The 21372-nt window shown below is 69.0% G+C and carries 20 protein-coding genes; 8 read left to right on the top strand and 12 right to left on the bottom strand.

The genetic code is table 11. From position 1 onward, the window contains the following. Window positions 1-32: 32 nt before the first annotated feature. From HDA39_RS28080 to HDA39_RS28090, 3 genes are all read right to left on the bottom strand, one after another. Window positions 33-884 (bottom strand): hypothetical protein, encoded by an 852-nt coding sequence (locus HDA39_RS28080; RefSeq protein WP_184800158.1) that lies wholly within the window; start codon window positions 882-884, stop codon window positions 33-35. 82 nt (window positions 885-966) lie between these two features. Further along, window positions 967-1644: a response regulator gene (locus HDA39_RS28085; RefSeq protein ID WP_184800160.1), complete on the bottom strand. Its 678-nt coding sequence runs from the start codon at window positions 1642-1644 to the stop codon at window positions 967-969. Next, window positions 1644-4187, bottom strand: a complete 2544-nt coding sequence (locus HDA39_RS28090; RefSeq protein ID WP_184800162.1) for a sensor histidine kinase — start codon at window positions 4185-4187, stop codon at window positions 1644-1646. The genes HDA39_RS28085 and HDA39_RS28090 overlap by 1 nt, the downstream gene beginning before the upstream one ends. 123 nt (window positions 4188-4310) lie before the next feature. Between HDA39_RS28090 and HDA39_RS28095 the strand changes: the two genes are divergently transcribed. Next, window positions 4311-4949: a hypothetical protein gene (locus HDA39_RS28095; RefSeq protein WP_184800164.1), complete on the top strand. Its 639-nt coding sequence runs from the start codon at window positions 4311-4313 to the stop codon at window positions 4947-4949. 341 nt (window positions 4950-5290) lie between these two features. Here HDA39_RS28095 and HDA39_RS28100 read toward each other — a convergent pair whose 3' ends face one another. Then, window positions 5291-5686 (bottom strand): RidA family protein, encoded by a 396-nt coding sequence (locus HDA39_RS28100; protein ID WP_184800166.1) that lies wholly within the window; start codon window positions 5684-5686, stop codon window positions 5291-5293. Window positions 5687-5909: 223 nt separating this feature from the next. On the opposite strand from HDA39_RS28100, the gene HDA39_RS28105 reads away from it, so the two are divergent. From HDA39_RS28105 to HDA39_RS44145, 4 genes are all read left to right on the top strand, one after another. Then, window positions 5910-6731, top strand: a complete 822-nt coding sequence (locus tag HDA39_RS28105) for a helix-turn-helix domain-containing protein (protein WP_184800168.1) — start codon at window positions 5910-5912, stop codon at window positions 6729-6731. Continuing rightward, window positions 6724-7515 carry a hypothetical protein gene (locus HDA39_RS28110; protein WP_184800170.1) on the top strand — a complete coding sequence of 264 codons (792 nt, stop codon included), beginning with the start codon at window positions 6724-6726 and terminating at the stop codon, window positions 7513-7515. Before HDA39_RS28105 ends, HDA39_RS28110 begins: the two co-directional genes overlap by 8 nt. A 99-nt stretch (window positions 7516-7614) precedes the next feature. Next, entirely contained in the window at window positions 7615-8424 is an 810-nt protein-coding gene (locus HDA39_RS28115; protein ID WP_184800172.1) for a class I SAM-dependent methyltransferase, read from the top strand. Window positions 8425-8502: 78 nt separating this feature from the next. Further along, window positions 8503-8667: a type IV toxin-antitoxin system AbiEi family antitoxin domain-containing protein gene (locus HDA39_RS44145; RefSeq protein WP_202893141.1), complete on the top strand. Its 165-nt coding sequence runs from the start codon at window positions 8503-8505 to the stop codon at window positions 8665-8667. A 110-nt stretch (window positions 8668-8777) separates the two neighbouring features. Here the strand turns inward: HDA39_RS44145 and HDA39_RS28125 are convergent, their stop codons facing one another. Beyond that, window positions 8778-9341: a cupin domain-containing protein gene (locus tag HDA39_RS28125; protein WP_184800174.1), complete on the bottom strand. Its 564-nt coding sequence runs from the start codon at window positions 9339-9341 to the stop codon at window positions 8778-8780. 102 nt (window positions 9342-9443) lie between these two features. Continuing rightward, window positions 9444-10379, bottom strand: a complete 936-nt coding sequence (locus HDA39_RS28130) for an amidohydrolase family protein (RefSeq protein ID WP_184800176.1) — start codon at window positions 10377-10379, stop codon at window positions 9444-9446. A 110-nt stretch (window positions 10380-10489) separates the two neighbouring features. Here HDA39_RS28130 and HDA39_RS28135 point away from each other — a divergent pair, with 110 nt between their 5' ends. Next, window positions 10490-11503: a LacI family DNA-binding transcriptional regulator gene (locus HDA39_RS28135; protein WP_184800178.1), complete on the top strand. Its 1014-nt coding sequence runs from the start codon at window positions 10490-10492 to the stop codon at window positions 11501-11503. Between the two features lie 175 nt (window positions 11504-11678). On the opposite strand, the gene HDA39_RS28140 is transcribed toward HDA39_RS28135, so the two are convergent. Beyond that, on the bottom strand, window positions 11679-13124 hold the full coding sequence (locus tag HDA39_RS28140) for a GAF domain-containing protein (protein WP_184800186.1): 1446 nt from the start codon (window positions 13122-13124) through the stop codon (window positions 11679-11681). Window positions 13125-13233: 109 nt separating this feature from the next. Between HDA39_RS28140 and adh the strand changes: the two genes are divergently transcribed. Further along, the gene (gene adh, locus HDA39_RS28145) at window positions 13234-14757 is read left to right on the top strand and encodes an aldehyde dehydrogenase (protein WP_184800188.1); all 1524 of its coding nucleotides are present in this window, start codon (window positions 13234-13236) and stop codon (window positions 14755-14757) included. Between the two features lie 8 nt (window positions 14758-14765). Next, the gene (locus HDA39_RS28150; RefSeq protein WP_184800190.1) at window positions 14766-15143 is read left to right on the top strand and encodes a DUF779 domain-containing protein; all 378 of its coding nucleotides are present in this window, start codon (window positions 14766-14768) and stop codon (window positions 15141-15143) included. Between the two features lie 47 nt (window positions 15144-15190). On the opposite strand, the gene HDA39_RS28155 is transcribed toward HDA39_RS28150, so the two are convergent. Genes HDA39_RS28155 through HDA39_RS28175 form a run of 5 tightly spaced genes read right to left on the bottom strand, consistent with a single transcriptional unit; the run spans window position 15191 to window position 21320 of the window. Further along, the gene (locus HDA39_RS28155) at window positions 15191-17680 is read right to left on the bottom strand and encodes a GH116 family glycosyl hydrolase (protein ID WP_184800191.1); all 2490 of its coding nucleotides are present in this window, start codon (window positions 17678-17680) and stop codon (window positions 15191-15193) included. Continuing rightward, window positions 17664-18311 (bottom strand): hypothetical protein, encoded by a 648-nt coding sequence (locus HDA39_RS28160; protein WP_184800193.1) that lies wholly within the window; start codon window positions 18309-18311, stop codon window positions 17664-17666. The genes HDA39_RS28155 and HDA39_RS28160 overlap by 17 nt, the downstream gene beginning before the upstream one ends. Further along, window positions 18308-19132, bottom strand: coding sequence for a carbohydrate ABC transporter permease (locus HDA39_RS28165; RefSeq protein WP_337925923.1), 825 nt, complete (start codon window positions 19130-19132; stop codon window positions 18308-18310). The genes HDA39_RS28160 and HDA39_RS28165 overlap by 4 nt, the downstream gene beginning before the upstream one ends. After that, complete coding sequence (locus tag HDA39_RS28170; protein WP_184800195.1) at window positions 19117-19995, bottom strand: carbohydrate ABC transporter permease; 879 nt, start codon at window positions 19993-19995, stop codon at window positions 19117-19119. Before HDA39_RS28170 ends, HDA39_RS28165 begins: the two co-directional genes overlap by 16 nt. Further along, complete coding sequence (locus tag HDA39_RS28175; protein WP_184800197.1) at window positions 19992-21320, bottom strand: ABC transporter substrate-binding protein; 1329 nt, start codon at window positions 21318-21320, stop codon at window positions 19992-19994. The genes HDA39_RS28170 and HDA39_RS28175 overlap by 4 nt, the downstream gene beginning before the upstream one ends. Between the last annotated feature and the right edge of the window lie 52 nt (window positions 21321-21372).

Genomic DNA, 21372 nt, shown 5'->3' on the forward strand with positions numbered 1-21372 from the left:
CACATTCTTCCACAGCCGGAGGGTGAGCTCATTCAGTCGATGGACAAGTTCCCGTTCAGTTGGAGACTGCGCAGCGCCGCCACGGTGACCACTCCGCGGTACTCCAGGGTCGCCATCGGGCCCGGCGGTTCCCACGTGATCGCCCAGCCGCCGTCGGCCTGCTGATCGGCGAGCAACCGGTCGAGGTGGCCGTCGATCTGCTCCTGAGTGAAGAGCTGCCGCCACAGGCTGCCGGGCGTCGGCGCGAAGTCCAGCGGCGTCACGCCGTACGACGGATCGTCGGCGTTGGCGCGGTACGTCGACAGCTTCGGCAGCCAGTCCCGGATCTGGTCCAGGTCGACATCCGGCTGGTGCTCCAGGAAGTGCAGCGTCTCGAGCATCCCGTGTCCGTCCTGCGGGAGTCCCTTGGCCAGCTCGGCCTTGCACCACTCGGCCGCCTGGTCACGCCAGGGGTGCTCGAACCCGAGCGTGTCCAGCCGCCCGACCAGGCCGGCCGTCGGGTTGAGCCCCGGAACGTAGGTCCAGTCGGACATGTGATCGGCCCGCGGGTACCCCTCGATCACCGGGCTCGCCAGCGACACCGCGCCGTCCGGCGTCGCGACCGACTGCAGCCAGTCGCAGGCCCCGCCGATCAGCTCGTCGTCCCGTACGCCGGCCGCGATCATCACGTCGAACGCGACCTCCACGTCGAGCGCCGTACTGTCCGGGCACCGCTTGTCCGGCTCGAGCCCGTGCCCGAACCCGCCGTCGGCGTTCCGGTACCCGCGCAGCGCGTCCAGGACGCCGGCCCCGTCCGCACCCTCGAACAGGGTCGCGAACAACCGCCGCTCCACGAGCCGCGCGTCCCGCCTGACAAACTCCCGACCACTCGCGAAGATCTCCATGTATCCACCCTGCCAACTCGTACGCCGGATGTCTTACAGGAATCGGACGCTGGAGCGCGGACTTTCACACCCCGGTCGAACATCAGGGCTCGAAGCGGTAGCCCATGCCGGGTTCGGTGCGCAGGTGCTGGGGGCGGGCCGGGTCGGCCTCGAGCTTGCGGCGGAGCTGGCCCATGTAGAAGCGCAGGTTGCCGCCGGCGTTCTCGTAGCCCGGGCCCCAGACCTCGGTGAGGAGCTGGCGCTGGGACATCAGCTTGCCGGGGTGGCGGACAAGCACCTCGAGCAGATGCCACTCCGTCGGCGTGAGCCGGACCTCGTCGCCGTTCGCCATCGTGACCCGCTTGGCCGCCAGATCCACCTCGGCGTCGCCGACCGTGACCACCGGCTCCTCGGCCGCGGCACCGCTGCGCCGCAGTACGGCGCGCATCCGCGCGAGCAACTCGTCGATCCCGAACGGCTTGGTGACGTAGTCGTCGGCGCCGGCGTCCAGCGCCTCCACCTTGTCGGTGCTGTCGGTGCGCCCGGACAGGACGAGGATCGGCGCCTCGGTCCAGCCGCGCAGACCGCGAATCACCTCGACACCGTCGAAGTCCGGCAGGCCCAGGTCGAGTATGACCAGGTCGGGCGGGTGCTGCGCGGCCACCTTGAGCGCCGCCGTCCCGCTGCCGGCGACATGCACCTCGTACCGGCGTGCCTTCAGGTTGATCTGCAGCGCCCGCACGATCTGCGGTTCGTCGTCGACCACCAAGACCCTGGTCATCAAGCTCCCCGCTCCAGCCGGCCGGGCACCGGTAAGTCGTTCATTGTTGCTGAGGGCATCGAGACGACCATGGTCAGACCGCCGCCGGGCGTGTCCTCCGGCCGCAACGACCCACCCATCGCCTCGGCCAGTCCGCGCGCCAGCGCCAGGCCGAGCCCGACGCCGGTCGTGTTGTCGGTGTCGCCGAGCCGCTGGAACGGCGCGAACACCCGGTCCCGGTCCTCGGCCGGGATCCCCGGCCCCCGATCGATCACCCGGATCTCCACCACGTCCCCCAGTGAACTCCCCGACAGCGTCGGCCCGTGCCCCGGGGGCGAGTACCGGATCGCGTTGGCCAGCAGGTTCGCCACCACGCGCTCGAGCAACGCCGGATCGGCCTCGACCAGCGGCAACCCCGGCGGCAGGTCGATCGTCACGCCGGTCCCCTCCTCACCCAGTACGCCGGGCAGGATCTCGTCCAGCGCCGTCGGCCGCGTGAACACCGGCAGCACGCCGGCCTGGAGCCGGCTCAGATCCAGCAGGTTGTCGACAAGTCGGCTCAACCGGTCGAGCGACTCGTCGGCCGTCTCCAGCAGCTCGTCCCGCTCGGGCGGGCTCCACTCGACGTCGGAGCTCCGCAGGCTCGTCACCGACGCCTTCGCCGACGCCAGCGGCGACCGCAGATCGTGGCCGACGGCCCGCAACAACGCCGTACGGAGCTTGTCGGCCTCGGCCAAGGGCTTGGCCTCGGCGGCGGCTTCGGTGAGTCGGGCCCGGTCGACCAGCGCGGCGGCGTGCGCCGCGAACGCGCCGACCAGGCGGCGTTCGTCCGCGGCCAGCGATCGGCCCTGCAGCACCAGCACGAGATCTTCGCGGCCGGGGATCTCCGCGTCACCGTCCTCGGGGCGGCGGCAGGTCGGCGTACCGGCGGAGGCGATCGGTCGCCAGGTCTCGGTCAGCTCGTCGGTGTCGACGCGCTCCATCAGGCAGGCCGACGCCATCCCGAACGCCTCGCGGACCCGCTCCAGCAACGCGGGCAGCGCCGTTTCTCCCCGCAGTACGGACCCGGCGAGCGTCGCGAGCGTCTCGGACTCGGCAGCGGCCCGAGCGGCTTGCCTGGTACGACGGGCCGCCCGGTCGACGACCGAGCTCACCATCGCGGCGACCAGGATGAAGATGCCCAGCGCGAGCGCGTTGTTCGGCTCGGTGATCGAGAACGAACGGGTCGGCGGCGTGAAGAACCAGTTCAGCACCAACGTGCCGGCGATCGCCGTCAGCATCGCCGGCCACAACCCGCCGACCAGCGCGACCACGACGACGGCGAGGAGGAAGGCCAGCACGTTGCTGGTCAGGTTGAGCGTGTCGCCACCCGGGCCGAGCAACAGGGCGAGGGCGGGCGGCAGCAGGACCGCGAGGGCGAAGCCGTAGGTCAGCCGCATCCGCGACAAGCTGCCGTGCAACCGCGGCAGCCGGCCGCGGCCCATCTGCGAGTGCGTGACGATGTGGACGTCGATGTCGCCCGACTCGCGGATCGAGGTCGCGCCGATCCCCGGGCCGGTGAGCAGCGTCGACAGGAACGACCGGCGGCTGCCGCCGAGCACCAGCTGGGTCGCGTTCTCCGCACGGGCGAACGCGAGCAGCGCGTCCGGAACGTCCTCGCCGACGACCTGGTGGTAGCTCCCGCCCAGGCTCTCGACGAGCTGCCGCTGCTGGGCGAGCCGGGCCGGGTCCGCGCCGGTCAGTCCGTCCGACCGCGTGATGTGTACGGCGAGCAGGTCGCCGCCCGCCGACCGGGCCGCGATCCGGGCCGCGCGCCGGATCAGCGTCTCGCCCTCGGGCCCGCCGGTCAGCGCGACCACGACCCGCTCCCGGGCCTCCCAGGTCGAGTCGATGTCGTGCTGCTCGCGGTACTGCTGAAGCCCCGCGTCGACGCGGTCGGCCAGCCAGAGCAGCGCCAGCTCGCGCAGAGCGGACAGGTTGCCGATCCGGAAGTAGTTGCCCAGGGCAGCGTCCACCTTGTCGGCGGCGTACACGTTGCCGTGCGCCATCCGCCGCCGCAGCGCCTCGGGAGCCATGTCGACCAGCTCGATCTGGTCCGCGGCGCGGACGACGCGATCCGGCACGGTCTCGCGCTGCGGTACGCCGGTGATCTTCTCGACCACGTCGTTGATCGACTCCAGGTGCTGGATGTTGACCGTGGAGATCACGTCGATCCCGGCCGTGAGCAGCTCGTCGACGTCCTGCCAGCGCTTCGCGTTCCGGCTGCCCGGGACGTTGGTGTGAGCCAGCTCGTCGACCAGCGCGACCTCGGGCCGGCGGGCCAGCAGCGCGTCCAGGTCCAGCTCGGTGAAACTCGCGCCGCGATGGTCGATGATCTGTCGCGGCACCACTTCCAGGCCGTCGAGCATGGCGGCGGTGTGCTCGCGCCCGTGGGTCTCGACGAAACCGACGACCACGTCGGTCCCACGCTCGCGCCGCCGTTGTGCCTCGCCCAGCATCTTGTACGTCTTGCCGACGCCGGGCGCGGCGCCGACATAGATCCTCAGCCGCCCGCGACCTGCCATGACTCCATAGTGTCAGCCGCCCCTCGGCAGCACTGATACCGGACACGACTTCGCCGTGGCGGCCGCAACCCACATACTTACGCCTGGCAATGAGAAGTCTTCGCAGAGTTAGGGAAGAACGCAGTGACTGAAGTGGACGACCAGCAGTTCCCCGCCCAGGGTTCCGAGCAGTTCTTCTCCGACGAGTCCCGCAAGTCGCTGGCCGAGGCCAGCCGGCTGCTCGCCGAGCGCCTCCAGGCCCACACCGAGGCCCTGCTGGCGATGACCGGCGACGAGGAGCAGGCCGTGCTCGACGAGCACAACGCCCAGCTCGAGGAACTCGTCGAGGGCTGGAACGACGCCGTGTTCGAGCACACCGGTACGACGCCGCTGCTGCTCGACGACGAGATCGTCGAGGTGGACGACGAGGAGCCCGAGGAGCAGGACCACCTGATCAGCGTGGTGTCCCGGTTCGACCTGAAGGTGGTCGACCTGGAGACCCTGCTCGACGCCGGCCGCGCGGCCCAGGAACGGCACCCGGTCGAACTCGACGAGTCCGGCGACCGCGACCCGGTCGACACCGCCGAACAGGCCATCTACGAAATCAGCCGCGAAACCGGTGAGGCCTGGTTCGAACTCCCCGGCGTCGACCTGGTCGCCGGCGCCCGGGCGTACGTCGTACCGGAGTACCCCTTCGACCCCCTCGAAGCCGACGCCGACGACGTCATCACCGAGATCAGCGCCCCCAACGGCGTAGTAACCCACGCCGAAACCTGGGCGTAGTCACAGGCCGAGGGGTGGGCCCGCCAGCTACCCCACCCCTCGAAACCTGGGCGTAGTCACAGGCCGAGGGGTGGGCCACCAACTCCCCCACCCCTCGCCGTGCCTCCGAGGACCAGCCCCCGCGCCACCAAGTACCAGCCCCCGCCGCGCCAGCACGCACGCCGCACCAACCGACTCCCCACCGCCGACTCCCGACTCCCGACCGCGGACCGCCGACCGCCGACCGCATCCACCCACCCCAGGCTCCGCACTCAACTCCTCTTCTCCGCCGGCAGCGGCGAGAAGTTCCAGCAACGTCCCCCGGCGGAACAGCGGCGCCCAGCCACAGACCGCCGTACCAGCTAACCAACAGCGATCGCATCGATCTCGAGCAACCACTCCTCCGCATAGATGTCGCAGATGAGCACCGTCAACGCCGGCGCATGATCTCCCAGCACCTCTTCCCGAATCTTCGAGTTCGCCGCCCGGTACTGCCGATCAGACAGATGCGTGGTCACCTTCACCAGGTTCTCCACACTCATCCCGGCCTCCGAGAGCACCGCGAGCACATTGCGCCACACCATCCGGCACTGGTCCTCGAAATCCTCCGGAATCCGCCCCTGCTCGTCCCCCCACGGCACCTGCCCACTGACGAACACCATCCGCCGCCCGCCCGTCACCTCGACCCCATGCGTGTAGTTCCCGGTCGCAGCCGGCAGGATCGGAGGATTCAGCGGACTGATCGCAAGCTCGGTCATGCCGCAATATCTACCACTGAACCGACCCCCCGAACCGTCCACCCGGAAGGTGTTCAACCACCACCCCAAACGGCGGTCACACGCCGCCGGGGGTCGCGGCACTCCTCGTTCGGCTTCACCCACGAAGAGCACCACAGGGGCACCATGTCAGCGCCGCAATCTGCCCCAGAACTCCCCACGATCAGCCCTACCCAGACACTGCACGGGGCGACAACCTCGAAGGATGTTGCCCCACACCGCGGACCAAGCGACGCGACAAAGCTCAACACAAACGGCCCGACTACGGGCTAATTCTGCTAACCTCGGCAAGGACAACTGTCGAATGGGCCAGGCCACTAGGGCGGTCGAGGTGGAGATCACTTCGCAAGAGGCGGCGCACAGGCTGGGGATCGGCCAGCGGCGCGTCCGCAGGCTGGTCGCGGAGGGCACCCTGCGCGGCCATCGATTCGGCGGCGTCTGGCACGTCGACCGCGACGACGTCACGCGCAGGCAGGTCGCCACACCGACTCGAGGACGCCCCTGGTCCGAGCGAATCTCGTGGGGCGGCCTGTGGTTGCTGTCCGGGCTGACGCCGGACTGGTTGGGCGATTCCGAGAAATCACGCCTGCGTAAACGCCTCCGCGAAACGGACCCGCAGGCGCTCGCCCTGGCCGTCCGCCAACGAGCCCGCGTCGAACACTGCCGAATCCTCCCCGCCTACCTCGAGACGGTGACAAAGGAACAAGGCGTCGTCGAGGCAGGATTGAGTGCCGCGGAATCTGCTGGGGCCGACATCCTCGCCATGGACCTCGCGGAACTGTACTGCGACCGTCGTACGCGCGAACAGCTCTTCGCCCGCTTCGCGATCACCACGACAACCAGCAGTCCGAATGCGACCGTCCGAACAATCGAAGATCCGGCCCTCGCGCAAGCAGTCCTCGCAGCCCGTACGGCGATGCCGGCCGCCGTCGTCGCCGTGGACCTCATCGAGTCCGCCGACGCCCGGACGACCCACGCGGGCTCCGAGCTGGCAGCGCGCCTCCTGGCCGACTTCCGTCGTGTCTGAGCCCGATCACACGACCCCCTGCATCCTCCCGCCGCTACCGCCCGCACTGGACAACCTGTGGGAGACGATCGTCGACCTCGGTGAAGCACTGTCCGCCGACCAGTGGATGCTCGTCGGCGGACAGATGGTGATGCTGCACGGGCTGATCGCAGGCAGGGTCATGACACGAGCCACCAATGACATCGACCTGCTCGCCGCAGTCCTGCTCCCGCCGTCGAAACCCAAACTCAAAGCATGCGTTCGCACGGTCAAGAACCTCGGCTTCGCACCCCTGGAAGCCAACGACCCTGACCTGCTCCATCGCTTCGTACGCCGGACCGACGGTTCCGTGATCGACATCCTCGCCCCGGATCACCAGTCCTGGCCACCGATCACCAAACGACCCCGGACGACCCTCCGTATCGACGGCGGCACCCAAGCACTCCAACGATCTCAGACAGTCCAAGTGGCCAAGAACGCGAGAACCACCAAGATCGCCATCCCCTCGCTGCTCGGCGCCCTCATCCTCAAAGCCGCCGCCTTCAGAACCGAGAAACTCCGCCCCGAACGCCACGTCTCCGACGCCGCGTTCCTCACCTCGCTGGTCGCCGACCCGATCAACCTCAGAACCCACTTCAAAGGCAGTGACTACGGCCGAATCCTCTACCTGGACAAGCATCTCGCCGACCCGAACCACCCAGCTTGGACAACCCTCGGCCCGCACCGAGAAGACGCCCTGTCCACCTGGCGCATCCTCAGCAGCCCTCCAGCAAACCAAGGCCATCTCCCACCCCAGGAAACCTGAGGCGAGACAGCGGGACCACCTGCACTGCAAGTCAATCTGCCCTCGAATGCCCCGCGATCAGCCCTCCTGAAGAGTCGCCGCCAGCGGCAAGGTCGAAGGATGTTGATCGATACCGCGCTCGAGGCGCACTACCTGGACCGAGACGAGAGTCTGCGGCTGACCTCCACCGTGAAAGGCCAGTTCGAACTCGCACGGATGCAGGACCTGCTGGGCAGGTACCTACCGGACCCACCGGCAGTCCTCGGCGACATCGGCGGCGGCACCGGCGTACACGCCCGCTGGCTACAAGCCCGCGGCTACGAGGTCGAGCTGCTCGACCTCATGCCCCAGCACGTCGAAGAAGCCCGCGCCGCAGGCATCGACGCGATCGTCGGCGACGCCCGTCAACTCCCTTGGGAAGACGAGTACTTCGACGGCGTTCTCCTGGCCGGCCCGCTCTACCACCTACCCCGCCTCGAAGACCGCCTCACCGCGATCCGCGAGGCCACCCGAGTCACCCGCCCCGGCGGTTTCGTAGCGGTCGTAGCCCTCAACCGAACCGCCAACCTCATCGGCGCAACCCTCGCCAACGAACTCCAGCAACGCGAACAAGTCGTCCGCGACATCCTCGACACCGGCCACACCCCCACCAACGACCGAATGCCCGAAACCACCTACCACTCAGTCCCCCAACTCCGCCAAGAGCTCTCCGGCCAAGGCCTCCACTCCATCACCATCCACGCCCTCACCGGCCCCGGCGGCTGGCTGACCGTAGCCCTCGACGCCCACTTCCAGGACCTCCAAACCCCAAGCACCCTGACCACCCCCGACCCCCTGCAAACCGCCCTCCTGTCCTCCCACCTAGCCGACCGCTACCCAGACCTCGTCCCCGCCAGCTCCCAGTTCCTCGCAGTAGGCCAACGTGCCTAACGCCCGCAGGCAGCCGACTCCACTGCTTCCTTCCGAACCTCGTGCGACTGCCGATCTCGCAGACCTCGCCGCGGATCAGTGGGCCACGTCACCACAGCCCGGGCCGAGGCTGTCGGGAGCAGCCGAAAGGCCATCGGCCGACTCGCACAGTCAGGGCTCCTGGTGCGCTTCACGCAAGGCGTCTACCGGTTGGTCGGCGCACCTGCCACGGGGTGCGGTGGTCCTTCGCCGCAGCGGGCGTAAAGGTAGAAGCCACCGCAACCACGCGCCGGCCTAACTGTATTTGCTCTTGTTCTTTGGTTCTGTTCTTCAGTTTTGTCTTTGTTCTATGGGTCTTCTGTTGTCCTGCTTGTTCAGTCGATCGGGCGGAGTTCGTCGGCGTACGAGACCGAGGTGCGCTTCAGGACGCCGTCCTTGGCTGAGTACTGGCCCATGCGCCACAGGGGTGGGCTGTAGGCGTGGATGGTGACTGAGCCCTTGTCGAGGCCGACGACTCGGTGGATGTGGTCGGGGCCGAAGCCGAAGACGTCGCCGGCTTTGATTTCGGTTTCGAGGGAAGCCGTGCCGAGGGCGAGGTTGTGTTCTACGAGGCGGCCTTGGGCTACGGCTACGGCGCCGGAGGAGACGTCGTGGTCGTGCCAGCCGGTGTCGTTGACGGGGGTCCAGCAGATGAGCCAGACGTCGACGTTGGCGTCGCGGTGGAGGGAGGCGAAGACCCGCTCCTCGTCGGAGTACGCGACCTTGTCTTCCCAGAGGTGTGGCTGGGCGGCGAGGCTGCCGGCGAGCTCGGCCAGTTCGTCGGGGTCGAGATCACGTCCCGGGAGGTTGTCCAGGGACAGACAGCCGTTCAGCTCCACGAGCCGGCTGGCCTGGCGCGCGGGAACGACGGGTGCGTCGGAAACGGGCTGAGCAGTCACTGCACTCCCCTCTCGGAGGATGCCGGCGTGGTGCCGGCGGATCGGTTGGCTCGCCGCTGGTCCGCAGCGAGTGGGTGCCCGGCGTACAGGACGCCGGAAGATTCAGTACGACGGTGCGCCGCGCCCGAAGCCGATGCGGCCGGGGGCGTCGCGGGGTGGTGAGGTGCCGAACAGCAACCGGTGCGGGTTGTCGTGGCGGATCACCGTGGTCGCGGCCTCGCCTTGGCGGAGTTCCGTGATTCCGGCGTACGGGCGGTCGGTGCCGTGGACGACCTGGTCGATGCCGAGGACTCGCGCGACCGCGTCGATGCCTTGCGGGCCGTAGCTCGAGGTGTCGACGAACAGGTTGGTGTCGATCGTGCCGAACCGTCCGCCGCGGGCGGTCAGCCGTTCGTGGTGAACCGGCGCGAGTCCGGCCGCGGCGACGAAGCAGAGACGCAGCGCGGGGAAGGACTGGCGACCGGCGTACGCGTGCCAGGCCCACCAGGCGGCTTGCAGCTGGTTCACGTAGTCGACGACCGGAGCCCACCAACCAGGGAGCTGAGCTGCCCCGGGCTGCCCCGCGATGCCCGGGTGGACGAGGACGGGCTTGTCGGCCTGCTCGGCGATCGCCAGTACGGGCGCCAGGGCGGCCCAACCGTCCGGCGTACCGAGCACGTGTGCCGGCAGTTGCACACCAACGAAGTTCTCCAGCAACGTGGCGAGGCCGGACAGATCGGGCTCCGGCAAAGACACCGACGCCCAGGCCCGGAACGGCGCGGGCAGCGCGGCCGCGCCGGCATGCCAGGCATCCAGCAGCGCCGAATCGCCCAGTTGCTCGACGCCCAGCGGGCTCGACAGGGAGACCGCGGCCAGCGACGTACCGGCGTCCAGCTCGAGCGCGACCCGCTTGTCGACCTCGTGGTCCGAGGGGTCGACGTCGTACGGCGGCTCGCCCAGGGTGTGCAGCGTCCAGCCGTCCAGGTACGGCGCCTCGCGGCGAGCCCGCAACCGGTCGACGAAGGCATCCGGCCACAGGTGCTGATGGACGTCGATCACGAACTCACCTCCCGATGAAGACTTTGAAGCGCTTCAAGCTGAGAAGAGTGAAGCGCTTCAAAGCGGTTCTTGTCAAGTTTCTGTCCACGGCAGCGCATAGGCTCGTCGACATGTCCGGTACTGGCCGACGGCCGACCCTCAAGGACATCGCGGCTGACACCGGTCTCTCGATGGCCGCCGTCTCCTACGCGCTGCGAGGTCTGCACGGCACGCCCGAGACCCGGCAGCGGGTGCAGGAGTCGGCCGAACGGCTCGGCTACCAGGCCGATCCGGTCGCTCGCGCGCTCGCGTCCGGCCGGAGTGGGTCGGTCGGCGTGCTGTGCGCCTCGCTCGAGGACCTCTGGCAGCAGCGTCTCGCCGCCGCGCTCGGCCGCGAACTGCTCGCCCCGGACCGCAACGCCTGGATCATCGACTCGGCCGGCGACGCCGATCGCCAGCTCGAGCTGGCCCAGCACCTGGTCGACCACCGCGCCGACGCGATCGTCGTGATCCCGATCGACCCGGCCGCCAAGGGCTGGGCGCCGATCGCCCAGCAGGCGCCGGTGATCGCGATCGGCGACGCGCTGCCGGCCGCCAAGGCCAAGTCGGAAGTCCTGTTCGACAACGAGCTCGGCATCAGTACGGCGCTCCGCCGGCTCGCCGCGGCCGGTCACCGCGACGTCGCCGTCCTGACGCCGTCGCGCCGCGTCGAGGTGGACCGCCCGGCGGAGGAGATCGCCCAGCGGATTGCCCGCGACCTGAAGCTTCGCGTGACGATCGTGCCCTGTCCGCACGACCTCACCACCGCGACCGCGGTCGCCTGCGAGCTCCTCTGCCGGACGCCACGCCCGACCGGCATCCTCGCGCTGGCCGACTCGATGGCCTTCGGGGTGTACGCCGCGGCGGCCGAGCTCGGCATCGCCGTACCGGACGAGCTGTCCCTGCTCGGGTACGACGACCAGCCGATGTCCCAGCTGCTCACGCCGCCGCTGTCCACGTTCCGCTGGCCGCTCGACGAGCTGGTCCAGGATGTGGTCGCCCGGGTCACCTCCGCCGTCGACACCAACCGCAGGGTCCGCCGGACCACGGTCGTGCCGACCCTGATCGAGCGTGGCTCGGTCGCCGCCCCGCCCGCACCGGCGTGACGACGACCTTCTAGCCTCTGCATCCACACCACGAAACTAGACTAAATCGGTGGACTTAAGCCCGGATCTCAACATTTGGAACAGGGGCCCATTTGCTTGCTCTGACGCCGGGCGGGTGCCGGGTAAAGGTCGGCGGCCAGCGGACAGGCGTCCCGGGACTGGCTGGGGGCCAGGCCTACTCGGCGAGGCGTTCCAGGCGCGCCGCCACCGCGGGGCGGCGGCGGTCGTCGGGGAGGAGGCGCCGGGCGAGCACCTCGAACACCTCCAGGTCTTCGGCGCCGAGCGACGTGTCGGCGTAGCGCCAGAGGAGGTCGGGGTCTGCTGCGTCGATGACGGCGCGGCGGAGGGTCGCGTCCAACTCGTCGCGTTCGGCGCGGAGGGCCGGGGCGTCGGAGCGGGCGAGCAGTGGGCCGGCGTACAGGTCGAGGGCCTGGGCGAGGGCTCCGCGCCGGATCAGGCCCTGGACGTCGGTGACGTCGCCGGTGACGTTTGCCAGGATCCGGTACGGCTTGGTGTCGAGTACGCCGGCGCCCAGCAAGGTGCGCAGCCGGTGCATCTCGGCGCGGACGGTGGTCGGGTTGCCCTCGTCGCCGTACAGCTGAAGCATCAGCTGCTCAGCGGTGAGCCCCGACGGGTGCAGAAGAAGTAGCGCGAGCACCTCGGCGCGCCGGAGGGTCAGCGGGATCTCCCGCCCGCCGACCACCGCCAAAGGCTGTGCAGACCCCAGCAACCGCAGCCGCAGCGACGTACGCCGCCGGACCGCGCCCGGGATGCGCAGCAGGTACCCCTCGTCGAGCTGCTCGATCACGCCCTCGCGCCCGTCGCCGAGGTCGATCCGATCGGCACCGGCCGGTACGGCGAGCCGATCCGGCAGCCACGCCAGCGGCTGGACGGCGAGCACTCGCCCGGTCGGCGTCAGCAACGCGCCCGGCGCATCGCCCAGAGCAATCAGATGCCGCATGTTCCGAGCCCGCAGCACCTCGTCGGCCGCCGCCATCCGCACCCGCAACTGCCCCTCGGCCAGCCCGGCGGCCGCGGTCACGAGCGCCATCATGGCCGGATGCACGGTCCGCAGCGGCCCGGAGACATCAACAGCCCCGATCAGCTTCCCCGTGTCCGGGTCGTGCACCGGCGCCGCCGCACACGTCCACGCGTGAATCCGCCGTACCAAATGCTCCGCCGAGTGGATCTGCACCGGCTGGTCCGCCGCCAGCGCGGTCCCCATCCCGTTCGTCCCGATCGCGTCCTCGGACCAGATCGCCCCCTCGGAGAGCGCGATCCGGTCGGCCTGACGCCGTACGGCGGCCGCGCCCTCGCGCCACAGGATCAGCCCGCGCGCGTCGGTGACGATCATGATGTGCGACGCCTCGTCCGCGATCGTGGTCAGCGTCTGGCGCAGGACCGGCAGGACGGCGTGCAGCGGGTGCCCGGCGCGGATCTCCTCGAGCTCCTCGCCCGAGACCACGACCGGCGGCGCGTCCAGTTCCGGGTCGACCAGCGCGGCCAGCGACCGCTGCCAGGACTCGGCGACCAGCGCCCGGGGCGCTTCGGGTACGCGACCGCCGCTGAGCACCTCGTCGTAGAGCTCGCTCAGCCGCCGCGCCTGGTCCGGTGCGTCCACACTCAACCCTCGCCCGGATCCGGACGCCGTTCAAGGGGGCGGCGTGCAACGTTGATGCAACGTCCCCCGCTCTAGCGTGCTCAAGCACCGCACCGGAGCAGGAGGATTAATGACGATCTACGCCGCTCCCGGGCAAGAAGGCAGCCCGGTCACCTACAAGTCCCGCTACGACCACTTCATCGGTGGCGAATGGGTCCCACCGGCCAAGGGCCAGTACTTCGAGAACCCGACCCCGGTCACCGGCGAGAACTTCACCGAGATCGCCCGCGGCACCTCCGACGACGTCGAGGCCGCGCTGGACGCCGCCCACGGCGCCGCGCCCGGCTGGGGCCGTACGTCGGCTGCGGAGCGGGCGAACATCCTGAACAAGATCGCCGACCGGATCGAGGCCAACCTCGAGCTGCTCGCGGTCGCCGAGAGCTGGGACAACGGCAAGGCCGTCCGCGAGACGCTGGCCGCCGACCTGCCGCTGGCCGTGGACCACTTCCGGTACTTCGCCGGCGCGCTGCGGGCCCAGGAGGGCTCGATCTCGCAGGTCGACGACGACACCATCGCGTACCACTTCCACGAGCCGCTCGGCGTGGTCGCGCAGATCATCCCGTGGAACTTCCCGATCCTGATGGCGACCTGGAAGCTGGCCCCGGCGCTCGCGGCCGGCAACGCCGTCGTCCTGAAGCCGGCCGAGCAGACGCCGGCGTCCATCCACGTGCTGATGGAACTGATCGCCGATCTGCTCCCGCCCGGTGTGCTGAACATCGTCAACGGGTTCGGCGTCGAGGCCGGCAAACCGCTTGCCTCCAGCAACAGAGTGGCCAAGGTCGCGTTCACTGGTGAGACCACGACCGGCCGGCTCATCATGCAGTACGCGTCGGAGAACATCATCCCGGTCACGCTCGAGCTCGGCGGCAAGAGCCCGAACATCTTCTTCGACGACGTCGCGAACAGCAAGGACGCCTTCTACGACAAGGCGCTCGAGGGTTTCACGATGTTCGCGCTGAACCAGGGCGAGGTCTGCACCTGCCCGTCCCGGGCGCTGATCCAGGGCGGCATCTACGACTCCTTCCTGGCCGACGCGAAGGCGCGCACCGAGGCGGTCAAGCAGGGCAACCCGCTGGACACCGACACGATGATGGGCGCGCAGGCCAGCAACGACCAGTACGAGAAGATCCTGTCCTACATCGACATCGGCAAGGCCGAGGGCGCGAAGGTGATCACCGGCGGCGAGAAGGCCGACCTCGGTGGGGACCTGAGCGGCGGCTACTACATCACGCCGACGATCTTCGAGGGCGACAACAAGATGCGGATCTTCCAGGAGGAGATCTTCGGACCGGTCGTCTCGGTGACGCGGTTCGACGACTACGCCGACGCGCTCAAGATCGCCAACGACACCCTGTACGGGCTGGGCGCCGGGGTCTGGTCGCGCGACATCAACACGGCGTACCGGGCCGGGCGGGAGATCCAGGCCGGCCGGGTCTGGACCAACTGCTACCACGCCTACCCGGCGCACGCGGCGTTCGGCGGCTACAAGAACTCGGGCATCGGCCGCGAGAACCACAAGATGATGCTCGACCACTACCAGCAGACCAAGAACCTGCTGGTCAGCTACTCGCCCGACAAGCTCGGCTTCTTCTAGGCCGCGTGATGGTCGAGAGGGTTTCGTACACGGAGGAGGCGGCGGAGCTGCTCCGCCGCCTCACCGAGCTGCACGGGCCACTGATGTTCCACCAGTCCGGCGGGTGCTGCGACGGCAGCTCGCCGATGTGTTACCCGGACGGTGAGTTCAAGACGGGGGCAGCGGACGTGCATCTGGGCGACCTCACGGTCGACGGCCTCGACAAGCCGGTCAGCTTCTGGATGTCGGCGAACCAGTTCGAGTACTGGAAGCACACCCACCTGACCGTCGACGTGGTCAAGGGCCGCGGCAGCGGCTTCTCGGTCGAGGCCCCCGAAGGAGTCCGCTTCCTGATCAGGTCCCGCCTGTTCAGCGACCAGGAGTCCATGGAGCTCGGTCTCCTCTGATACGAGTGCCGACCGTCCGGTGGCGTTGCCGGGCGGCCGGCGCTCTTCTATGCCGTCAGTGGGACCTCCAGCGGACTCCCCGGTACGACGACCCGCGCGTCGACGCCCAGCGACCTGCCGTCGACGTGCACGGCGTGGAGGTCCAGGTGGCCGGAGTGGCAGGTCAGGACCAGCTTGTCAGCAGTACAGCGGGCTACACCCCAGCCGGTGCCGGCTACGAAGGGCACCTGCCAGTCGTCGCCGTTGCGGGCGACAGCTAGTGGCGCGAAGGTCAGTGTCCGGGTCAGGGCGCTGTAGTGGTAGCCAGCCAGGGCCTCCAGGACTGACCAGCCGGCGGCGTTGCGGATGTAGTGGTCGCCGCACTCGATGGGGTTGAAGGGGTTGCGGCGGGTGCCGTCGTACCGGGCCCACAGGCCGTCGAGGATGGCGAAGGCCTCGTCGGTCAGGCCTTCGTAGAGGCAGTGGGCGGCTACCTGGTACTCCGAGCCGGTCCACACCTCGTCGCAGTAGCGGGTGGGCACAGCTGGTCGGCCGCCGTGGGGCCAGGTGCACATGAGCAGGCCGGTGTCGTCCCCATCGGCGAAGACCCGGTACGAGTGTTCGAAGTCGGCGAAGCCGGTCCGCAGGTTATGCCGTACGACGGACCGTAGCGCCGTCTTCACGTGGTCCTCCGGCAGCACGTAGCCCAGGTCGAGCTGGTGGGCCCACCACTGCCCGATCAGCTGGTCAGCCAGGCACCCCTCACCCCACTGGAACTCCTGCTTGTCCTCAGCCGACAGCACCTGCCGGTAGTACTCCCCCGTGAACAGCAGCTCGTCGTACGCCGTGCTGCCGGCCTCGAACAACGCCCTGTACGCCTTGGCGTCCTCACCGAGCAGCTGCGCCATCTCCTCGGCCGCACGCAGTGCAGCCAGCCAGAGCGTCCCCATGAACGAGTTGACCCCGGACAGGTCGATGTCGTGGGTGCTGGGCTGGATCCCCCGCAGCACACCGGTGCCGGCCGGGTCCCACTTGTCCCTGATGTGCTGCAGCAGCAGTACGACGTTCGGCCAGCGCTCAGCGAGCCAGTCGAGCCCTGCGCCCTGCCGGACCTCCCGGTAGGTCTTGAGCACGGTGCCGAGCATGCCGTCGAGCGCGGGCTCCTCCGGTCCGCCGATCACCACGTCCCACAGCTGCTTCAGGTACGTCGGCGCAAGGACCCGATGCGGGATGTACCCCGACGGCGCCTGCATCACGTCGTACTCGGTGTCGCGCATGTTCCGCTCGAGCTCCGGGAACAGTCGCGACAGGGTCTGCTCGTAGTTCCAGACGTGCGTGCAGTTGAGCGGGCACGAGCCGCCGTACCGGCCGGCCCACATCTCCGTCGACCGGCCGAGCACCCCCTCGAAGCCGTGCACGGTCCCCTCGGCGGTCCGGAAGACGGTGGGACTCCGGATGTCGGCGCCCAGCGCAGCAAGGCGATGCCCAGCCTCCCCCGGCAGGCTGCTGTCGACCAGCGCGCGAGTCCAGGCAGTTGTCGCCTGAGCCAGCTCGTCCCAGCGCGCGATGAACGCGTCCGCCGCAGCCACCGCGTCGACCTTCGCGTAGGCGTTGCCGAGCCAGAACTTCGTGTGCCCGTAGTCCCGCCGCGGCCCGAACTGGTGAAAGTCGACATAGCGGTTCGGGAAGTGCCACGCGATCAGGAACCGCACCCGCACGGTCTCCCCCGGCTCCACCGTGTACGGCGCGATCAGCCCGCCGTTCCAGGTCGTCCCCGGCGCACTGGGCCCACTCACCACACCGGCACGCGAGGTCGGCCGTCCAGCAAGGTCGGTGACAAACGCAGCCGGCCGCGTCCACTGCGGCGACGCCGTTGCCCCCACGGCGTCGGTGGAGATCACCAACTGGCCGGCTCCAGGGTGCTCGGCCGGCAGCGAGACGTTCTCCATCACCAGCGACGTCCAGGACCCGCGCCTGACCCGGTTGGTGTTGCCGCCGTACAGACCGCAGGACACCCCGTCGATCGGCGTGACCCCGTCCCAGCCGACCGAGTTCTGCAGCGCGCCTCCCAGCGAGCCGTGCACAGCCACAGCGCCCGGGTTGTGCAGCGTGAAGGTGAACCCGACGACCGGCTGCGAGCTGGCGTCGGCGTCCAGCGGCACCAGCGGGTTGAAGACCTCCATGCTCACGTCGACCGGCAGGTCGGTCTCGTACGACACCCGGGCCTGCGGATAGACCGCCTCGACAGTCACGGAACCCACCGGCTTCAGCACCTCGTGCAGGGTGTGCTCACCAGGCGGTACGACGTCGTCCGACACCAGCGGCGTCTCCGACGACTCCAGTGGAGGCCCTTGCAGCAAACGGATGTCGTCGTACGGCGGCTCGCCCCGCGACACCCGCAGCGCGAAGAAGCTGTCCGGTACGTGGCCCTCGTGGTTGCCGAGGTTGTGCAGCTGCCACTGCCGCAGAGCGCCGTTGCCGGCCAGTGCCAGGGTGCCTGTCCCCAGACCGCCCAGGGGCAGAGCGAAGTGCCGCAGGTTGTCACCGGTGTAGCGCATGCAGGTTCTCCATCCGATAGACAGTCCAGGTACCGGCCGAGGCGAACAGCGCCACCGGGCCGGGTGCGAGCAACAGCAACGAGGCAGTCACCGAGGTGCCGAGCAGCAGCGCGACCACGACGACCGAGAGCACGCCCAGCGGCATCCACGGGCTGCGGGCGACCACACCGAGTGCAGCGAGCCAGAGTGCCTTGCCACGAAGGCCTCCGGTCACCCGCAGGCTGAAGGCGCTGAAGGACGCGAGCACCAGCAGTACGGCGGCGCAGCAGCTGAGTCCTAGCGGCAGGAGCATCACCGGCCCGCTGTAGAGCGACCAGTTGACCAGTGCGAGCGCCACCACGACTCCAGGGACCACTCCAACACTCAGTCCGGCAAGCCAATGGCGCCCAATGCAGCGGAGCAACTGCAGCACCCCGCCTCGCCCACCCAGCACCACCGAGTCCGTCGTAGCCACCACCCCAGCCCACACCGGTGCCACCAGCACCGCCATCAGCAGCACCCCGCCAGGCCCGAGGCCAGGCATCAACGCGACAACCCCGACGAACGCCGTACAGACCAACACTCCGGACACGGCCAGCAGCGGCAGCTCGTGCCACAACGCCCGCAGAGCACCAGGCATCCGGTCCTTCATCCGCGCAACCCTGTCGAGGCGATCGACGCGATGAACGAGCGCTGGAAGATCAGGAACAGCACGAGGATCGGCAGCACCACCAGCGTGATCGCGGCGAACAGCACCACCGCCGGCCCACCGCCCATCGCGCCCTGCAGCGACACCAGGCCGACCGGCAGCGTCATCTTCTCCGGCGACGACAGGAAGATGTACGGCCAGAAGAAGTTGTTCCACGACGCCTCGAAGACGAAGATCGCGAGCGCGGTCAGCCCCGGCCGGGCCAGCGGCAGGATCACCCGGAACAGGATCCAGAAGTGCCCGGCGCCGTCCATGATCGCGGCCTCGTCCAGCTCGCGCGGGATCGACGCGATGTACTGCCGCAGGAAGAAGATGCCGAACACGTTCACCAGCGCCGGCAGCCAGATCGCCACCGAGGTGTCGACCAGGTGCAGCCACCGCATCAGGATGAACACCGGTACGACGGTCAGCTGCACCGGTACGACGAGCGCGGCCAGCAGCACCAGGAAGATCTGGTCCCGCCCCGGAAACCGCAGCCGGGAGAACGCGTACGCCGCCAGCGCGCTGGTCAGCAACGACCCGGCCGTGGTGATCACCGCGATCTGCAGGCTGTTCCACGCCATCCGCGCGAAGGGGATCAGGTCGGGCACCTGCTGGAAGTTCTCCAGCGTCGGCGGCCGCGGGATCCAGCGCGGGGGCAGCTGGAACGCGTCGATCGGCTGGGACAGCGCGGTGACGACCAGCCAGACCAGCGGCGCGATCATCAGCAGCCCGCCGAGGACCAGGACGAGGTCGAGCAGCCGGCCCTTCACTGGTGCACCCACCGTCGGCTGAGCCGGAACTGCAGGCCGGTCGCGACCATGATCACTCCGAACAGCACCAGCGACAGCGCCGCGGCGTACCCGACCTCGAACGACTGGAAGCCCTTCTCGTACGTGTACATCACGATCGACCGGGTCGCGCCGTCCGGACCGCCGTTGGTCATGATCAGCATCGGGTCGAAGATCTGGAACGCACCGATGAACGTGATCACGGTCGCGAAGAAGATCGTCGGCGACATCACCGGCAGCGTCACGCTCCAGAACCGCCACCACGCGTTCGCGCCGTCGACCCGGGCCGCCTCGTGCAGCTGGGCCGGTACGGTCTGCAGCCCGGCCAGCAGGATGATGAACGTGTAGCCGATGGTGTGCCACCAGTCGACGACGATCAGCGTCGGCAGCGCCCAGGTCGGCGAGGCCAGCCAGTTCGTCACCGGCAGGCCCAGCTCCTGCAGGTAATGCGTGGCGAGCCCGAAGGTCGGGTCGAGCACGTACTTCCAGATCAGCGCGACCGCGGCCCAGGAGACCAGGAACGGGAAGAAGTACGCCGTCCGGACGAAGTACTTGGTGCCGCGCGTCATCGTCCGGTGCACACCGAGCGCGAGCAGCATCCCGAGCCCGATGTGGGTGACCACCGACGAGAGCGCGAACACGAACGTGTTGATCACCGCGCGGACCGTCGCCTCGTCGGTGACCAGCTGACGGAAGTTGTCGAGGCCGGCGAACTCCGGCGTACTGAGCAGGTCCCAGTGGAACAGGCTCAGCCCGAAGGCGCCGACCAGCGGAGCGGCGACGAAGACCAGGAACAGCAGCAGGGCAGGACTGATGAACAGGTACCCCGGCAGCCAGTCCCGCCGCTGTGCGGTCAAACCAGTCCTTCGAGAGCCGTCTGCGCCTTGCCCAGCGCGTCGGCCGGTGAGGCGTTCCCGGTGAGCACCTGCTTCCAGCCGTCCTCGATCGCTTTCTGTACGGCGGTGCCCTTGTCCGGCGAGGGAATCGGCGTCGCGTAGCTGAGTGCCTGGTAGAGCGACTCGGTGCCCTTGGGCGCGTTGTCCAGGAACGACTTGCTGTTCGCGATCGACTTGCGGGCCGGGACGATCGTGCCGCCGAGCTGCGCGAAGAACGACGAGCCCTCGGCCGAGATCAGGAACTTGACGAACGTCCAGGCGTCGTCCTTCTTCTTGGACGCCTTCATGATCGGGTAGCCGTTCCAGCCGACCGGCGACCCCTGCTCGACCTTGGTCGGCCACGGCACGATCCCGGTCCTGGTCTGCGCCTTGAGGTTGCGGATGCTGATGATCGGCCAGCGGCCGCCGCCGAACATCGCCAGCTTGCCCTGCGCGAGCGCGGTCGGCGCGTCGAACTGACCGCCCGGTGGTGGCGACAACTTGTCCGCGACCAGGGCCCGGTTGAACTCGGCCGCCTCGATCGCCTTGGCGTCGTTCAGCGTCGGCGTCGACCAGTCGTCGGAGAAGCTGCTGGTCCCGTTGGTCAGCAGCCACGGCATGATGGCGGCGAAGTACTCCGGGCCGGCGGCGTACCCGAAGGCGCCGGTCTTCGCCTTGATCTGCTCGCACGCGGTGCGGAAGTCGTCCCAGGTCCACCGGGCCGTCGGCTCGGGGACGCCGGCCTTCGCGAACAGGTCCTTGGAGTACCACATGCACATCGTGTTGAACTCGCCCGGCAGGTAGTAGGTCTTGCCGTCGGTCGAGCTGTACTTCTTGTTCCACTCGATCAGGTTCGGGTCCAGGTCGGCGTAGTACTCGTCGATCACGGCCTGGTCCTTGGCGATGTAGTCGTCCAGCGGCGCCAGCAGGCCCTTGGAAGCGAACAGGCGTTGGCCTTCCGTGGCCACCTGGATCACGTCCGGGACCTGCCCGCCGGCCAACCGGGTGGACAGCTTGTTGAAGAACTCGCCCCACCCCGGTCCCGGGACGCCCTCGGCCTTGAGCTTGATCTCCGGATGCTTCTCGGTGAACTTCGCGAACAGCTTGTTCCACGCGGCCTGTTCCTCGGCCGTTCCCATGTAGACCAACGACAGCTCCTTGGTGGCCGACCCCTGGTCGTCGTCACCACCGCAGGCCGTCAGCGCACCGCCGGCGGCGGCCGCGAGCGCCGTACCGCCGGCCGCGCGGAGGAATCCGCGGCGGCTCAAGGGCAGGCTGAAGCTGGTCCGATCGATCGCAGGGCTCATCGCGCGCTCCTGTTCGTCAGGCGCGACGACTCGTCACCAGCGCGTCCCGCGC

This window comes from Kribbella italica, assembly GCF_014205135.1.
In the GTDB taxonomy this organism is placed as follows: domain Bacteria; phylum Actinomycetota; class Actinomycetes; order Propionibacteriales; family Kribbellaceae; genus Kribbella; species Kribbella italica.

Coding starts and splice junctions, on each gene's coding strand:
- HDA39_RS28100 (WP_184800166.1), bottom strand. CDS start 5,686: ATGACCGAGCTTGCGATCAGTCCGCTGAATCCTCCGATCCTGCCGGCT.
- HDA39_RS28080 (WP_184800158.1), bottom strand. CDS start 884: ATGGAGATCTTCGCGAGTGGTCGGGAGTTTGTCAGGCGGGACGCGCGG.
- HDA39_RS28160 (WP_184800193.1), bottom strand. CDS start 18,311: ATGAAGGACCGGATGCCTGGTGCTCTGCGGGCGTTGTGGCACGAGCTG.
- HDA39_RS28090 (WP_184800162.1), bottom strand. CDS start 4,187: ATGGCAGGTCGCGGGCGGCTGAGGATCTATGTCGGCGCCGCGCCCGGC.
- HDA39_RS28105 (WP_184800168.1), top strand. CDS start 5,910: ATGTTGCCCCACACCGCGGACCAAGCGACGCGACAAAGCTCAACACAA.
- adh (WP_184800188.1), top strand. CDS start 13,234: ATGACGATCTACGCCGCTCCCGGGCAAGAAGGCAGCCCGGTCACCTAC.
- HDA39_RS28150 (WP_184800190.1), top strand. CDS start 14,766: ATGGTCGAGAGGGTTTCGTACACGGAGGAGGCGGCGGAGCTGCTCCGC.
- HDA39_RS28115 (WP_184800172.1), top strand. CDS start 7,615: ATGTTGATCGATACCGCGCTCGAGGCGCACTACCTGGACCGAGACGAG.
- HDA39_RS28155 (WP_184800191.1), bottom strand. CDS start 17,680: ATGCGCTACACCGGTGACAACCTGCGGCACTTCGCTCTGCCCCTGGGC.
- HDA39_RS28175 (WP_184800197.1), bottom strand. CDS start 21,320: ATGAGCCCTGCGATCGATCGGACCAGCTTCAGCCTGCCCTTGAGCCGC.
- HDA39_RS28085 (WP_184800160.1), bottom strand. CDS start 1,644: ATGACCAGGGTCTTGGTGGTCGACGACGAACCGCAGATCGTGCGGGCG.
- HDA39_RS28135 (WP_184800178.1), top strand. CDS start 10,490: ATGTCCGGTACTGGCCGACGGCCGACCCTCAAGGACATCGCGGCTGAC.